13 protein-coding genes are annotated in these 15,568 nt (G+C 65.6%); 11 read left to right on the top strand and 2 right to left on the bottom strand.

What is annotated here, in order from left to right:
- The first annotated feature begins 5 nt into the window (after positions 1–5).
- Genes EDE12_RS06590 through EDE12_RS06575 form a run of 4 tightly spaced genes read left to right on the top strand, consistent with a single transcriptional unit; the run spans position 6 to position 1,429 of the window.
- Positions 6–245, top strand: a complete 240-nt coding sequence (locus tag EDE12_RS06590; RefSeq protein WP_026597840.1) for a ribbon-helix-helix protein, CopG family — start codon at positions 6–8, stop codon at positions 243–245.
- Positions 242–568, top strand: coding sequence for a type II toxin-antitoxin system RelE/ParE family toxin (locus EDE12_RS06585; protein WP_026597839.1), 327 nt, complete (start codon positions 242–244; stop codon positions 566–568). Before EDE12_RS06590 ends, EDE12_RS06585 begins: the two co-directional genes overlap by 4 nt.
- Complete coding sequence (locus EDE12_RS06580; RefSeq protein ID WP_026597838.1) at positions 565–1,062, top strand: DinB family protein; 498 nt, start codon at positions 565–567, stop codon at positions 1,060–1,062. Before EDE12_RS06585 ends, EDE12_RS06580 begins: the two co-directional genes overlap by 4 nt.
- A 13-nt stretch (positions 1,063–1,075) precedes the next feature.
- Complete coding sequence (locus EDE12_RS06575) at positions 1,076–1,429, top strand: cupin domain-containing protein (protein WP_198029863.1); 354 nt, start codon at positions 1,076–1,078, stop codon at positions 1,427–1,429.
- Positions 1,430–1,452: 23 nt separating this feature from the next.
- Here EDE12_RS06575 and EDE12_RS06570 read toward each other — a convergent pair whose 3' ends face one another.
- Both EDE12_RS06570 and EDE12_RS21775 read right to left on the bottom strand, forming a co-directional pair.
- Positions 1,453–5,541: a Pls/PosA family non-ribosomal peptide synthetase gene (locus EDE12_RS06570; RefSeq protein ID WP_026597836.1), complete on the bottom strand. Its 4,089-nt coding sequence runs from the start codon at positions 5,539–5,541 to the stop codon at positions 1,453–1,455.
- Positions 5,542–6,025: 484 nt separating this feature from the next.
- Complete coding sequence (locus EDE12_RS21775) at positions 6,026–6,481, bottom strand: copper chaperone PCu(A)C (protein ID WP_024878833.1); 456 nt, start codon at positions 6,479–6,481, stop codon at positions 6,026–6,028.
- A 399-nt stretch (positions 6,482–6,880) separates the two neighbouring features.
- Here EDE12_RS21775 and EDE12_RS06560 point away from each other — a divergent pair, with 399 nt between their 5' ends.
- The 7 genes from EDE12_RS06560 to mmoX all read left to right on the top strand — a co-directional run bounded on the left by EDE12_RS06560 (position 6,881) and on the right by mmoX (position 15,544).
- Positions 6,881–8,206: an SCO family protein gene (locus EDE12_RS06560; protein ID WP_051592342.1), complete on the top strand. Its 1,326-nt coding sequence runs from the start codon at positions 6,881–6,883 to the stop codon at positions 8,204–8,206.
- A 106-nt stretch (positions 8,207–8,312) separates the two neighbouring features.
- Positions 8,313–8,654, top strand: a complete 342-nt coding sequence (locus EDE12_RS06555; protein WP_024878831.1) for a hypothetical protein — start codon at positions 8,313–8,315, stop codon at positions 8,652–8,654.
- 107 nt (positions 8,655–8,761) lie between these two features.
- A complete protein-coding gene (locus EDE12_RS06550; protein ID WP_026597835.1) occupies positions 8,762–9,304 on the top strand; it encodes a DUF1097 domain-containing protein in 543 nt (180 codons plus the stop codon).
- A gap of 143 nt (positions 9,305–9,447) precedes the next feature.
- Positions 9,448–11,523, top strand: coding sequence for a sigma 54-interacting transcriptional regulator (locus EDE12_RS06545; protein ID WP_245275703.1), 2,076 nt, complete (start codon positions 9,448–9,450; stop codon positions 11,521–11,523).
- A 4-nt stretch (positions 11,524–11,527) separates the two neighbouring features.
- Entirely contained in the window at positions 11,528–11,863 is a 336-nt protein-coding gene (locus EDE12_RS06540) for a hypothetical protein (RefSeq protein WP_024878828.1), read from the top strand.
- A 55-nt stretch (positions 11,864–11,918) separates the two neighbouring features.
- On the top strand, positions 11,919–13,601 hold the full coding sequence (locus EDE12_RS06535; protein ID WP_026597833.1) for a molecular chaperone GroEL: 1,683 nt from the start codon (positions 11,919–11,921) through the stop codon (positions 13,599–13,601).
- Positions 13,602–13,963: 362 nt separating this feature from the next.
- Complete coding sequence (gene mmoX, locus EDE12_RS06530; protein WP_024878825.1) at positions 13,964–15,544, top strand: aromatic/alkene monooxygenase hydroxylase subunit alpha; 1,581 nt, start codon at positions 13,964–13,966, stop codon at positions 15,542–15,544.
- Positions 15,545–15,568 lie beyond the last annotated feature (24 nt).

The following is a 15,568-nucleotide window of genomic DNA, read 5'->3' as shown; positions in this document are numbered from 1 at the left end:
CTCTCATGACCGCTTCAGTCACCGTCCGGCTCGACGAGCAGACGCTCGCGGCTCTGGACGAGATGGCGCGCAAGACCTCGCGCTCTCGTGGCGAGATCGTCGCCCGCGCAGTCGAAGATTTCGTGGCGTCCGACGCTCGACTGCTAGAAAAGATCATAGAAGGCCTCGCCGCCGCCGACAGCGGCGATTTCGCCTCGGACGAGGAAGTGGCGCGGGTGCGAAGGAAGTTCCTCTCGTCGTCATGAAGGTGCGCTGGACGAGGCCGGCGCTTCGCGATCTCGAGCAGATCGGCGACTATGTTTCGCGCGACAATCCCGCCGCCGCCGCGAAGCTCATTGCTCGGATTTGGGAGCGCGTCGATGCGCTCGCACAGCAGCCTCACCTCGGACGGCCGGGCCGCGTTCCGCAAACCAGGGAGTTGGCGATCGCCGGGACGCCATTTCTGGCGCCATATAGGGTGCGCGCCGAGGCGGTGGAAATTCTCGCAATATTCCACGGCGCGCGTCTCTGGCCTGGGGAATTCGAGCCCGGGCCAGAGCCGAACGACGACAAGGATCCGACCGAATGATCACCCCCGCCTTCGCGCAGAAAATGGCGCGCTATAACGCCTGGCAGAATGAGAGCCTCTATGTGGCGGCCGATACGCTGTCCGACGAAGCGCGCCGCGCCGATCGCGGCGCCTTCTTCAAATCGATCCATGGCACGCTGAGCCATCTGCTTTGGGCGGACGCCATGTGGATGAGCCGCCTCGCCGGCGACCCGAACCCGAATGTATCGATCGCCGACTCCGCCTCCTTTCGCGCCGATTGGGCGGTCATGAAGTCGGAGCGCGCGGCGATGGACGCGCGGCTGATCGCCTTTGCGGACGCCTTCGACGAAGCGGCGCTCGAAGGCGATTTCTCCTGGTATTCGGGCGCCAAGCAGATGGATATCGTCAAGCCGCGCAAGCTCGTCATCGTCCATCTCTTCAACCATCAGACCCATCATCGCGGACAGGTCCATGCGATGCTGACCGCGGCCGGCGCGCGGCCGCAGGACACCGATCTGATCTTCATGTCGTGAGGCGGGAGGGCGAATGCAAATGAGCGTCGTCGGCAAGGAGGACGTCGAGCATTATCTGTGGGGCGGCGATTGCGAAGGCTGGCGCTTCGTCGATCGGCGCGATCTCGGCGTCATTCTCGAGCTTATGCCGGCGGGCCGGGCCGAGACGCGCCACGTACATGAGAAGGCGCGTCAATTTTTCTTCGTTTTGCGGGGCGCTCTCAGTTTCGAGATCGCCGGCGTCTGCTGCGTCGTAACGGCAGGAAAAGGCGTCGAGATCGCGCCGGGAGCGGCGCATCGGGTCCGCAACGACGGCGACGAGGATGCGGAATTTCTGGTGATCGCACATCCCTCGACGCGCGGCGACAGGATCGAAGCCGTGGATTGAGGCGCGAGAGCCCGCGCCCCGCTTCACGCCGCTTTGCTGGCCGCGCGCTCGGGCGCGACCGCGACTTGCGCCGTCGCGGCCGGCTCGGCCGGCGCGCCGATCCATTCGGAATGCGCCGGGATTTTCTCGCCCTTCATCACCACGGTGAGCGGGCCGAGCCGCGCGAAATCGCCGACATGGGTGTCGTAGAGCACGGTGGAGCCGGCGCCGACGGTCACGCCGCGGCCGATCTCGACGCGGCCGACCTTCATCACCCGGTCCTCATAGAGATGCGTCTGCAGCGCCGCGACCTGATTGAGCGCCGCATAATCGCCGACGCTCACGCAGTCGAATTCGGTGATGTCGGTCATGTCCATGAACACGCCCTTGCCGAATTTCGAGCCGAACAGGCGCAGCATCCAGGGCAGGAAGGGCGTGCCGCGCAAATGCTCGAGCAATATTTTGCCGGCGAGGCCCCAATAGAGCACGGCGCAGGCCTCGGTGCGCATGGCCCAGAAGGACCACATGGGCTTCACCTGCGGCTCGTAGCGCCCCATGGTCAGCCATTTCACCGCCACCACGACGAGCGTCATGCCCAGCGAGATCAGCGTCGAGGAGAGCACGAACAGCCAGAACACCGACCAATAATCGCCGTCGATGAGCTTTTGGCCGAAGCTCTCCACCGCCCATGTGCCGAAAGTGATGAACAGCATGGTCGGCAGCGAGACGTTGATCGCCTCATAGACCGCGCGCGCCGCTTTCTTCCAGAAGGGCGGCTGATAGGTCCAGGCGGCGCCGCCGCCGTCGAAGGTCTGGCGCACCGGCAGCTTCATCGGCGGCGAGCCGAACCAGGTGTCGCCCTCGGAGAGCTCGCTATTGGCCGGCGGCTTGGATTTGATGCCGATCAGCGCGCCACTGGGAATTTCGGAGCCCGGCGGCACCACGGCGTCATTGCCGACGAAGACGCGCGCGCCGGTCTTCACCTTTTTCAGATACATCCAGCCGCGGCGCATATCCTCGTCGCCGAGCACCACCTCATCGGCGATGAAGCACTTCTCGCCGATCTCGACGAGATCGTAGCGGCCGGAGAGATTGGTCGAAATCTCCGAATCCTTGCCGATCTTCGCGCCCATCAGGCGGTACCATGTGCGCATATAAAGGGTTGCGAACAGCGAGGAGAGCGTCTCCAGCGTCACCTCGGTGGCGAGCGCCACCGCCCATTTGCGCAGATAGAAGCCCGACCACACCGAATAGGTCCCCTCCGAGACGCGCGGCAGCACGATCCAGCGGAAGGCCACGATGAAGGCCACGGTGACGAGCACCAGCACGAAAGCCGTCGGCCAGGCGAAGAGCGGGATGGCGGCGAGATAGAGGGCGTGATCGACATCCGTTATGCCGAGCCAATTGTCGAAACGGTCGAACACCCAAAAGGCCGGGAAGATCGGCAGCAGGCCGAGCGGCGGCAGCGCCAGCACCAGGACCGTGAACATGAAGCCCATGGCGAGCCGTTGCGGCGTCGAGGCCGTCGATTGCGGATCGAGCGTGCGGGCGTCGACATCGCCCTTGTAGCGCGCCGGCGAGCCGTCCCAAATCTCATAGGCGCCGATATGCGAGCCGGCGGGAACCGAGGTCAAATCCTCGAGCGCGCCGCCCTCGCCGATGACGACATTCTCCTCGATGACGCAGGAAGTGCCGACATAGGCGTCGGCGCCAATGTCGATCGTCCCGATGATCAGCTCATTGCCGACGACGCGGGCGTTGGCGAGCTTCAGCTTGGAGCCGAGGCTCGCGCCATCGCCAATGCTGACGAGATCGATCGCGCCGACGTCCAATTCGCCGATGATGGCGTCCTCGCCGATCTTGGCGCCGAGCGCGGAAAGATAGAGGCGCATCAAGGGCGAGCACTGGAACCATTTGGCGTGGGTGAGGCCCATGAGCCGCTGCGCCAGCCACCAGCGATAATAATAGACGCCCCATAGCGGGTAGCGCCCCGGCTTGGTGCGGCCGATGACCAGCCATTTGCCGAGGATCGACACCGCCACAGTGGCGATGTTGACGCACATATAGACGCCGAGCAGCGCCGCCACCTCCTCGAGGATATTCGCGTCCGGCGAGGTGAGCAGCTGATAGGAGACGAAGACGCCGAGCCACTGCGAGGTGACGAAGGCGAGGATGAAGGGCAGCGCCGCGGCCTGGGCGAGGCCGCAGAGGAAGCGCCGCAGCAGCGGCGGCGGCGTGAAGGAAAGATCACGCGGCGGCCCGGCGAGCGCCGCCTTGCCGTCGAGATGCGCGGCGAGGGCGCGAAGATTGCGCTCGGAATAGAGGTCCTGCAGCGTGATCGAGGCGAGATGCGCCGTCTCGCGCACCACGGAAACGAAACGCGCGGCGAGCAGCGAATGGCCGCCGAGATCGGTGAAGAAATCCGCGTCGAAGGGAATGGCGCCGGGCGGCAGCACGCGCTTGGCGGCGTCGAGCAGCGCGGCCTCGGTCTGAGTGCGCGGCTCCTCCTGCGCCTCTGTGTCGATCAGCGGGGCGGTCAGCGGCGCCCGCTTCAGCGCCTTGCGGTCCACCTTGCCGGAGGAGAGCCGCGGCAGCGAGGTCACGACCTCGAACCGGCCCGGAACCATATAGGAAGGCAGAAACTCGCGCAGCTTGGCGCGCAGGTCGCGCGGGTCCGGCGACACGGCCGTCGCGCCGACAAGAAAGGCGACGAGCTCGTCCAGCCCATTCTCATTGCGCAGAACGACGGCCGCCTGACGTATATGGTCGAGGCGCGAGAGCGCGGATTCGATCTCGCCCAGCTCGACGCGGAAGCCTCTGATCTTCACCTGATCGTCGATGCGGCCGCGAAAATGCAGATCGCCATTCTCGTCCAGAATCACGGCGTCGCCGGAGCGATAGAGGATCGGATCGGAGCCGTCCGAGGGGAAAGGATTGGCGATGAACTTCTCGGCGGTCAGCTCGTCGCGGCGCAGATACCCTTGGGCGACGCCCGGGCCGCCGATGAGCAGCTCGCCCTCCGCGCCCGGCGGCAGCAGCGACAGATTTTCATCGACGACATAGCAGCTGTAATTGGGGATCGGCTTGCCGATCGTCACCGTCTCATCGGGCCAGACCTCGGAGACGGTGGCGACGACCGTCGCCTCGGTGGGACCATAGCTGTTGAAGATGGTGCGGCCGATGCGCGCCCAGCGCGCCGCCACCGAAGGCGGGCAGGCCTCGCCGCCGAGCACGATGGTCTTGAGCGTCGCAACGTCGCGCGGCATGGCGGCGAGCAGCGTCGGCACAGTGTCGAGCACGGTGACGCCGGCTTCCTCCAGAATATCGGGCAGCGCCTCGGTCTCGCCGATGATCTGCGGCGTGGCGACGAAGAGCGACGCGCCGGCGAGATAGGGAATCCAGATTTCCTCCATGGAGAGGTCGAAGGCGACGGAAGCGCCCTGGAACACCACATCGGAGGCCGAGATTCGGTAGATCTCATTGGCCGAGCGCAGATAATGGCAGATGTTGCGCGCGGTGACGACAATGCCCTTGGGCGTTCCCGTCGAGCCGGAGGTGTAGATGAGATAGGCCGGATGATCGCCGGTAGCGCCGAGGGCGCGCGGATCGGGGCAGACGCCCCCCGCGACCGCGATCTCGGCGTCGATCAGCGTCTCCACCGAAACCACGGGGGCGGCCTTGCCGGCGAAAGCGGCGGAGGTCAGGAGCGCCTTGGCGCCGGCGTCGGCGAGGCAGACGGCGATGCGGTCGACCGGAGCGTCGGCGTCGAAGGGCAGCCAGGCGGCGCCCGTCTTGGCGATGGCGATCTGCGCGATCAGCAGCTCCGGCCCACGCGCGCCCCACAGGCCGACGACGTCGCCCGGCCCGATCTCGCGCGCTGCGAGGCCACAGGCGATGGCCGCGGCTTCCGCATCGACCTCTCGATAGGTGAAGCGCCGCTCCAAGGTCGCCATGGCCAGCGCATTGGGGCTGGCGACGACGCGGGCGGCGAAAATCTCGCAGAGCAGCTCATCGCGCTGCAGATGCGGCATGGCCGGACCGCGCAGCACGGCCCCGGTCCGGGCCGCTTCCTCGGCGATCGGCGCGCCGTCGAGGGGCGCGCTATTGGCGAAACTGGGGTTCAACTCATTCATCGCGTGACATATCCGCGGGAAATCCGCGCTCATCTAGCATGAGAGCGAAGGACGATCCTATCCCGCATCCAGGCTGAATGCGGGATGAACCCACTATGGGAGGGAATTTGTTGCCGAAAAGACCGGCCGAGCGAACGACGGGCCTTTCTGCGTCATATTCATGACGGACTGGTTACAATAAGAGATCGCCTCGGCGAACAGCCATTTACGTCTCGGCGAGAAATGGGCCGAGCCCCTCCTCCGCGCGCCACGACGGCGAAAACTTCGATTTTCATCAATTTCCATGCAGACGGCTCTCGAGCAAACCGGCGGCCTCGATCAGCGCAGGGACTGGGCGCGGCAAAGCCGGCCGCTTCGGCCGGCCGCCTCCGCCGGGTCTTCGCCCCGCGATCCTCACCATGAGTGGAAATAGGGGCGCCTCGCGATTCGACCATCCCGGCCTCCGTCGGACGGTGCGTCGCAATCCTACGCCGCCCCGGCGAAATCAAGGCGCGCCCGGCCGCTCGACATGAAAGAGGACGGGCTGCGCGCCGGCGCGCTCGAAACGCAGCGTGCCGCGCACGGTCTCGCCTTCCGCGAGCGGACCGCGCAGATCCACCAGCATAAGGTGATAGCCCTTCTCGTGGAAATCGACGACCGACTCGGCCGGCAGAGCGACGCCGTCCGCGAGCGGGCGCATGCGCCCGACGCCATCGGCGATCTTCGTCACATGCATCTCGACGCGAGCGGCGGCGTCCGCCTCCACGCCCAGCAGCCGGTCCTCCGTCTTGCCCTCGTTGCGCAAGGCCAGATAGCAGGCGCCGATCTTCACCCCTTTGGGCGGCGTCGCGCACCAGGCGCGCTCCACCTCTATCGCGGCCGCGGCCGGCGCCGCGAGCGTGGCCGTCGCGAAAAGAGCCAGCGGAAGCGAGAGCGCCCATAGAGCGCAATGCCTCCGCAACGTCCGGAATCGCTTGAACGTCCGGAATCGCTTGGAGGTCGAAAGGTCGCGCCGCCGCGGCGAGCCGATGATCATGTCTCGAGCCGATCGTTGAACTTGCCCCTCGGCGCCCCGTGCGCAACTTTTGCGCCAGCGCTGCGAGAGACACCAGAGCCGACACACATAGCGCGAAATACGCGCGCGCGGCGAGTCTGCGCGCGAATCCGCGAAATGACCGCTGCACAGTCGTATCGATTTCGCGCGCATCGCGACGATCACGATCGAACGCATGTCCGTTCACTTTCTGCACGCGACGTCCGGTCGCATGCGCAACATTCGCCTTCACGTTGACCTATATGCGCAATTGCTGTTTTCGATAAGACGACGCGGCGCCCGCAGCCGCGAGATGGAGCGCCTTGCGTGACGAAGAACGCGCCGATGACGCCGCGATCCGCCTCTCCCGACGTCGAAGCCGCGACGACCGTCGTTGCGCCGCACAGGCTCGCTCGGCTCGCGATCGACGCGGCGAACGGCCTCGCGGCTTTTTGCCGCCTCGTCCTCGGAAGCGCGCCGGCCGAGCGCGGCGAGATCATCGAGCGCGTGACGATCGAGAATGGCGTCGTCCGCGTCGCGCATTACAGTCGCGGCCGGCTCGTCGATCAGCGACGCATCAAAGCGGAGGAGCTGGTCATAGAGCGGCGCCTCGATCGCGCGCGTCGCTGCACGCATGTCGAGATCACCACGGCGGGACGCCGGCTCGAGATCGGGCGTCATTCGACGCCGGCGGAAAAGGAGAGCGCCGTCGAGAGCCTCGCCGCCGGCCTGCGCGGCATGGCGGTCGAGCCGCGCATCCGCACCACATTCGCAGAGGCGCTGCGCCGCGCGCCCGGCGCCGGCATGCGGCTCGCGGCGCGCTTTCGTCGTTTCATTCGCCGACGCGGCTCGCGCCGCTCGAGCGGCGTCTCGGTCTCCATCCCGCCCGAGAGCTCCGCTCGTCCCAGCCGCCCGGCGAGCGTCCGCGCCGCGCCGGGCGGCGAAAGGCGCATTCCCGCCGCTCTGCGCTCGCGGCGATGGTGGATCGCGACGGCAGCCGTCATCGTTCTCGCGAGCGCCGCGGCGCCGCGCGTCGCCCCGCATCGCAACGAAGCCCCGGCGCGCGCCTATGCGCCGTCCTTCCGTCTCACCGCGACCAATGGCGATATCGTCGATGAAAAGACGTTGCTCGGACGGCCCTACGCCATTTTCTTCGGCTTCACGCGATGTCCAGAAGTCTGCCCGACCACCATGCTCGAGGTCGCGCGCGCGGCCAATGAGGCGGACCCTTCCGGCGCCGGCTTCGACATTCTCTTCGCGACGCTCGATCCCGAACGCGACACACGCGAGACTCTCGCTGATTTCGTCTCCTCCTTCCCGCGACGCATCACCGCCTTGCGCGGCGGACCGGAGGAGACAGACCGCGCGGCGCAGGCGTTTCGCGTCTATCGCCGCAAGGCGCCGCTGGAGGGCGGCGATTACACGATCGATCACACGACGCTCGTCTATCTCATCGATCGCGACGGCCTCATGTCCAGCGTCGCCTCCTTCACCGAACGTGGCGACGAAGCCGCGAAAACGCTGAAAGATTTCATTCGCCGCCAAAGCGCTCCGCAGCGGCGCGGCCGCTCCCGCCGCATCATTCAGCGTGAACGAAAGCTTGCGCGAGGCTCGCGACAACATGCCGCATGCGCGACAAGGAGCGTCGCTTGACGCTTTCCTGCGCCGCTCGTACCTTCGCGTTCCGAACGCTGCAGAGCACTTTGCCTTGAAAATCCCGGGCCGGACACATTCCAGAGTCGAGCGAGCGACCCTCGGCATGGTCGCAGCGCTGCTGTTCCTACTGCAGACCGTCGGCGTCGGCTTCGCCTCGGGAGCGACCGCCAATAGCGCGCAATCCTCCGGCGTGGTCTGCGCGTCCTTCAAGGCCGACGCAGCCAAAAGCGATACCGCTCCGAGCGAGAATCATCATATCGGCCCTTGCTGCATTCTTCATTGCAGCTCGGCGATAGATGTCGAGCGCGAGATCGTCCTCGTCGTTATCCTCCCGCTCGAAATATCTTCCGACACGCCGGCGCCGATCTATGTCATCGACGCGGTCGCCGCCGCGCCCGAGCTGCGGCCTCTGTTTCCACGCGCGCCTCCAGCGCCTCTCGCCTGAACTCCCCCACTCTCCTTTTTGAAGATCGATGGCGGCAAAGCGCCGTCGAGGGATTCACGCGAACTGCGCCGATCATACGATCGCGCGCGCAGCTGGAGGCTATTGTCATGAGCATCGCATATTTCAGGGCCGTGAGCGTCGGCGCTCTCGGCGGTATCGCCGCTTTTCTGGCTCTCGGTCCCGCCGCTCCCTATGGCGCGCAGCTCTTCGCCGCGCTCATCGGCTGGGCCGGCTACGCGCATTTGGGCGGCAAGCTCGAAGGGCTGAAAAAATCGGTCCCGTATAATCTGCTCGGCGTCGCTCTCGCCGCTGTGGCGCTTCTCGCCGCCAACCATCTTCCCTATGGCGAGGCGATCGGCGCCCCGGCATGGACGGCGATCGCTGTGGCGGTCACGCTCGTTGCTCTCGTGCTCTCCGCCAAGCTGCCGGCGCTCGCCGAATGGCCCGTCTCGCTCGCCGCCTATGCGACGCTGCTGGCGACGACGCGCGCCGACGAGCTCGCCGCGCTCGCTCCGACCAATCCCGCTCTGCTGGCGGCCCTGTCGCTGATCGCCGGCGCGATCCTCGGCTATGCGGCGGAGCAGCTCGCCGAAGCGCTGTCGAAGCTGCCTCTGCCCGGCCAGAAAGCGCCCTCCGCCGCGCGCGGCTGACCACGCCGCCAGAAGCGCGACGTCGAATGCTCGCCCGCGCGCAGCGCGAGCGAGCGCCCTCGCATGAGCGGACACGTCGGCACGACGCGCCATGCCCTGACACGCAAAAAAATTCGGGAGGATCGCTTTTGAGCGATATGGCGATGAGATCCCCCTTGCTCGGCCATGCCGCCGCCTCTGTCATAGAGATGCGCAGCGCCGAGGAGACCGGCTTCTATGGAGTCGACCGTCCCGGCGTCGCCTGGGATTGGATGAAGCAGACGGGGCAAGCCCCCGCCGGCGCCGATTGGGTGCGCCCACAGGTCGCCGAGGCCTGGGCGCGCTGCGTGGACGACCACGCTTTGCCCCCCGGCGCAGAATTCGCCCCGCGCCAACGCCGCGACGATCGCGACGCGACGGAGCTCGACGCTTGGCGCAATTCGGTCGGCGGCGTCGCCGGCCGGCTTTCGGCGCTCGTCTACGAGCTGCGCGCGCTGCTCGACGAGACCAATGTCGCGCTGCTGCTCGCCGATCCCGCCGGCGCCCTCGTGCAGCTGCTCGACTCGGGCTCCCGCATAACGTCCGGCGCCGCGCAAATGGCGCGCATCGGCGCCGATTGGAGCGAGGCCAGCCTCGGCAATAACGGCGTCGGCACGGCGAGCCTCTTGCGCACGCCGATCGCCTTCGACGGCAAGGAGCATTTCAACGGCGCGCTGCATCGCTTCGCCACCGCCGGCTGCCCCATCACGGCGCCCGACGGCAGCCTCTGCGCGATCCTCGGCATGGTCTCCGACCGTCGCGACGCCGCCAAGCTCGCCCTCGGCTTTCTCGAGATCGCCCGCCTTCTGCTGGAGGCGAGCCTCTTCGACCGCATCGCCTCCGACGGCTATCTGCTGCGCCTGCGCGCGACCCGCGATGCGGAGCCGCGCTTCGCCGACGAGGGCCGCATCTTCATCGGCGCCGACGGAATTATTCACGGCGTCGATCGCGCCGGCGTCGAGACGCTTCGCTCCGACCATTCCGCGCTCATCGGCCAGCGCGCGGCGACTGCGCTCGGCGTCGATCCTCCCGCGCTGGTCGCGGCGCATGAGAGCGCATGTCTCATTCCCCTCAACGATCCGCGCAACCAATTTTCGGTCTTCGCCGAAGCGCATCGCTGTCCCAAGCGAGAAAGCTATTCGACGTCGCCGCGCCGCGCGCCCGACCGCGCCGACGCCGCGCCGCGCACGCCCGAGGCACGCGCCGATTGGAGCGACAATGTGCTGGAGGCGGCGCTGCGCAAAGCCTCCGGCTTGCAGGAGCGCAATATCCCGATCCTCATCACCGGCGAGTCCGGCGTCGGCAAGGATCATCTCGTGCGCCGCCTGCACGCCGGCGGTCCGCGCAAGGAGCGCCCGCTCGTCGCCATAAATTGCGCCGCCATTCCGCGCGAGCTGATCGAGAGCGAATTGTTCGGCTATGAGGGCGGCAGCTTCACCGGCGCGCGCGCCAAGGGCAAGGCCGGCAAATTCGTCGAGGCGGACAAGGGCATATTGTTCCTCGACGAGATCGGCGACATGGCCGCCGATCTGCAAGCGACGCTGCTGCGCGTGCTCGATTCGAGCGAGGTGGTGCCGATCGGCTCCAGCAAGCCGATCCGCGTCGATGTGCGCGTCGTCGCCGCCACCAATCGCAGCCTGCAGGAGATGGTGCAGAAGGGGACGTTTCGTCGCGATCTCTATTATCGGCTCAATGGCGTGCAGCTGTGGCTGCCGCCACTGCGCGAGCGGCCCGATCGGCTCGGGCTATTGGCGCAGCTGTTCCGTCTCGAGCGCGAGGCGCTGGCCGCCCCCGAGGAGCTGCGCTTCTGCGATGAGGTGTGGCGCATTTTCTTCAAGCATCCATGGCCCGGAAACATACGCGAGGCGCGCAATGTGCTGCGCTCCAGCATCGCCGTCGCCAAGGGACCGCTCATAGAGATCGACGATCTTCCGATCGACTTCATTCAAGAGCTCGACTTCGACAATCGCAACGTCGGCGGCGCGCCGCCGCCCGCCGCGATCATCGACGAAGCCGTCGAAAGCGAGGCGGGATTCGACCTCTCCGATTGGGAGGCGCGCGCCGTGCGGCACGCGCTCGCCTCCGCAAAGGGCAATATCGCCAAAGCCGCGCGCAGCCTCGGCATCACGAGAGCGACGCTCTACCACAAGATGGCGCGCTACGGCCTGCGAAGCGATCGGCGAATCGTCTGCAAGAGGTGACGCGATGAAACCGGAAGATCGCGCATTTTTAGAAGAAACGGCGCGCGCGCTCGACGCTTCCATGCGCGAGCTCGAGCAGGAGGCCGAGCGTCTGCAGGAGGTCGTCGGCGACGAGCGCGCGCAGGAGCTGCAAGCCTATCTGCGCCGTGAGTTCGAGCCTGTCGACATAGAGGAAATACGGCGCACGCTCGATTTCGACGATCGCCGCTTGATCTCCGTGTGGATACGCATCGAGCGCAATCGCGCGCGCCGCGTGGCGGCGGGACGCAGCGCCATGACGCTCAACGCCGGGCGCGAGGACATAGACATAACGGTTTTCGACAAGCCGAACAAAAAATAAAAGGAAACGCGCGCGGCGCCGCGGCGGAGCGCCGCACCAGTGGAGGATCAGAGTCGTGGCCAGAAATATTCGCTTCGGCGACCCCGTTCGCAAGCGCCTGCTCGATGGAGTCGACTTTCTCGCCGACGCTGTCGGCGTGACGCTCGGCCCCTGCGGCCGCAATGTCGTCATCGAGCATCGCGCCTCCGGCCTGCCGCCGGTCGCGACCAAGGACGGCGCCACTGTGGCGCAAGCGGTGGAAGCCGCCGGACGCACGGAGAGCGTCGGCATAAATCTCGTGCGTCAAATGGCGACGACTGTCGCCAAAGAGGCCGGCGATGGAACGACGACCTCTGTCGTGCTGACGCGCCGCGTCGCCGCCGAAACGCGCAAAGCGCTCGCCGCCGGCATGAATCCGCGTGACATTACCCTTGGCATGGAGCGCGCCGCGCGCGCTGTCGAGGCCGATCTCCTGCGCCGCGCGCGGCGTTGCAACGACCAGCGTTCGCTCGCCCATGTCGCGACGCTCGCCGCCGGCGGCGATGAAGGCATAGGCGCGATCGTCGCGCAGGCGCTAGCGCTCGCGGGCGAAGGCGGCGTCGTCGATGTCGAGCTCGGCCATGGCGTCGCCGACGACATCGAATCCGTCGAAGGCATGCGTTGGGAACAGGGCTATCGCTCGCCCTATTTCATGACCGACAGCGCGCGCAAAGTCGCCGAGCTCGAGAACCCTTACATTCTCGTCTATGATCGCGTCATCAACGAATTTTCCGAGCTGGTGCCTGCGCTGGAGCTGGTGCGTCGAAGCGGCGGCAGCCTGCTCGTCGTCGCCGAAAACATAATGGAGGAAGCGCTTCCCGGACTCTTGCTCAATCACATTCGCAAGAATCTCTGCTCCATCGCCGTGAAGGGGCCGGGCTATGGCGACAGCCGCTATGAATATCTTCTCGATCTCGCCGCGATCACCGGCGGCCGCGCGATCATGGAAGCCTTCGGCGAAGATATTTCCAATGTCACGATGGAGCATCTCGGCCGCGCGCGACGCGTCGTCGTGCGCGAGGACGACACGCTCGTCATCGGCGGCGAAGGCGATCCGAACGTCATCGCCGATCGTCTCGCCTCGGCGAAACGTCAGGCCGATTGGATCGTCGAAGGCGACGCCTCCAAAGGCTCGCCGAGCGGCAAGCGTCATGAGCTGGAAAATCTGCAGACGCGCATAAAAGCCTTGTCGGGCAGGATGGCGACGATACGCGCCGGCGGCTTGTCCGACGTTCTCATCAAGGAGCGCATGCAGAGAATCGAGAACGCGCTCAATTCCGCGCGCGCCGCGCAAAGCGATGGCGTCGTCGCCGGCGGCGGCGTCGGGCTCTATCGCGCGCGCGCCGCTCTCGCAGAGCTGCGTGGTGAAAATCTCGATCAGAGCCACGGCGTCGCCATCGTGCGCGCGGCGCTCGACGAGCCGATCAGGCGCATAGCGGCGAACGCCGGCGTCGACGCCGATGAATTCTTGTTCGAGCTGCGGCGATCCAATGATGATTTCTGGGGAATGGATATGCGCAGCGGCGCCTGCGGCGATCTCTTCGCCGCAGGCGTCATCGATCCCGTGCGCGTCACGCGTCTCGCATTGCGCAATGCAGTCGCGACAGCGGCGTCGCTGATGACGGTGGAATGCGCTGTGACTCATATTCCGGTGAGCGATCCGACATTCGGATTCGATGCGCGCCGCGCAGCCGAAACGCGCGAAGATCCGCGCGCCTGAATGCGCGCTCGATCGCCGCGATCTCTTTAACGATCGCGGCGATCGAAACAGGCGATGAAATTCGTGCGTATGCTAATTTGACAGCTGTATCGAGCGACGCCTTCGAATATCGCCGCGCTCACGTCATATGACTTTCACGATCCTTTCGAATCCCTTGCAAACGCTACGATTCAGCAAAATCACCATCAGTGGCACAGGGCTTGCCATAACAATAAATGTCGTCGCTTTCGCAATAGATGAATTGCCGACGACATCGACATTTTCCACTTCGAAAGTTTGGAAAGCGGCGCACACATTCGGATTTGTCGACCGTCAATAAGGCGGCGAATCCGAGAAACAAAAAGTCTGTGAGGAGGAAAAGCATGGCGATCAGTCTCGCGACAAAAGCGGCGACCGATGCTCTGAAGGTCAACCGCGCTCCGGTCGGCGTCGAGCCGCAGGAGGTTCACAAGTGGCTGCAGAGCTTCAACTGGGACTTCAAGGAAAACCGCACCAAATACGCCACCAAATATCACATGGCGAACCAGACCAAGGAGCAGTTCAAGGTCATCGCCAAGGAATACGCCCGCATGGAGGCGGCCAAGGACGAGCGCCAGTTCGGCACTCTGCTCGATGGTCTGACCCGTCTCGGCGCCGGCAACAAGGTGCATCCCCGCTGGGGCGAGACCATGAAGGTGATCTCGAACTTCCTCGAGGTCGGCGAGTATAACGCCATCGCCGCTTCGGCCATGCTGTGGGACAGCGCCACCGCCGCCGAGCAGAAGAACGGCTATCTCGCTCAGGTGCTCGACGAAATTCGTCACACGCATCAGTGCGCTTTCATCAACCACTATTACTCCAAGCATTATCACGATCCGGCCGGCCACAATGACGCCCGTCGCACCCGCGCGATCGGCCCGCTGTGGAAGGGCATGAAGCGCGTCTTCGCCGACGGCTTCATCTCCGGCGACGCCGTGGAATGCTCGGTCAATCTGCAGCTGGTCGGCGAAGCCTGCTTCACCAATCCGCTGATCGTCGCCGTCACCGAATGGGCCTCGGCCAATGGCGACGAGATCACGCCGACGGTCTTCCTGTCGGTGGAGACCGACGAGCTGCGCCATATGGCGAACGGCTATCAGACGGTGGTGTCCATCGCCAATGATCCGGCGGCGGCGAAATATCTCAACACCGATCTGAACAACGCCTTCTGGACGCAGCAGAAGTATTTCACGCCTGCTCTCGGCTATCTGTTCGAGTATGGCTCCAAGTTCAAGGTCGAGCCGTGGGTGAAGACCTGGAACCGTTGGGTCTACGAGGATTGGGGTGGAATCTGGATCGGTCGCCTCGGCAAGTATGGCGTGGAGAGCCCCCGCTCGCTGCGCGACGCCAAGACGGACGCCTATTGGGCCCATCACGATCTCGCCCTCGCTGCTTACGCGCTGTGGCCGCTCGGCTTCGCGCGTCTGGCTCTGCCGGACGAGGAGGATCAGGAGTGGTTCGAGGCGAACTACCCGGGTTGGGCCGATCACTACGGCAAGATCTACAATGAGTGGAAGAAGCTCGGCTACGAGGATCCCAAGAGCGGGTTCATCCCCTACGCCTGGCTGCTGCAGAACGGTCACGACGTCTACATCGACCGCGTCTCGCAGGTGCCGTTCATTCCGTCGCTCGCCAAGGGCTCCGGCTCGCTGCGCGTGCACGAGTACAACGGCAAGAAGCATTCGCTCACGGATGATTGGGGTGAGCGTATGTGGCTGTCGGAGCCGGAGCGCTACGAGTGCCACAGCATCTTCGAGCAGTATGAGGGCCGCGAATTGTCCGAGGTGATCGCCGAGGGTCATGGCGTTCGCTCCGACGGCAAGACGCTGATCGCCCAGCCTCACGTGCGCGGCGACAACCTCTGGACGCTCGAGGACATCAAGCGCGCGGGCTGCGTCTTCCCCGATCCGCTCGCCAAATTCTGATCTGCAATCGGCGCCTCTCGCGTC

Source organism: Methylosinus sp. sav-2 (assembly GCF_004366495.1).
Lineage (GTDB): Bacteria > Pseudomonadota > Alphaproteobacteria > Rhizobiales > Beijerinckiaceae > Methylosinus.
The sequence above is the reverse complement of the archived record's forward strand: the minus strand, read 5'-3'. Positions and strand labels throughout refer to the sequence as shown.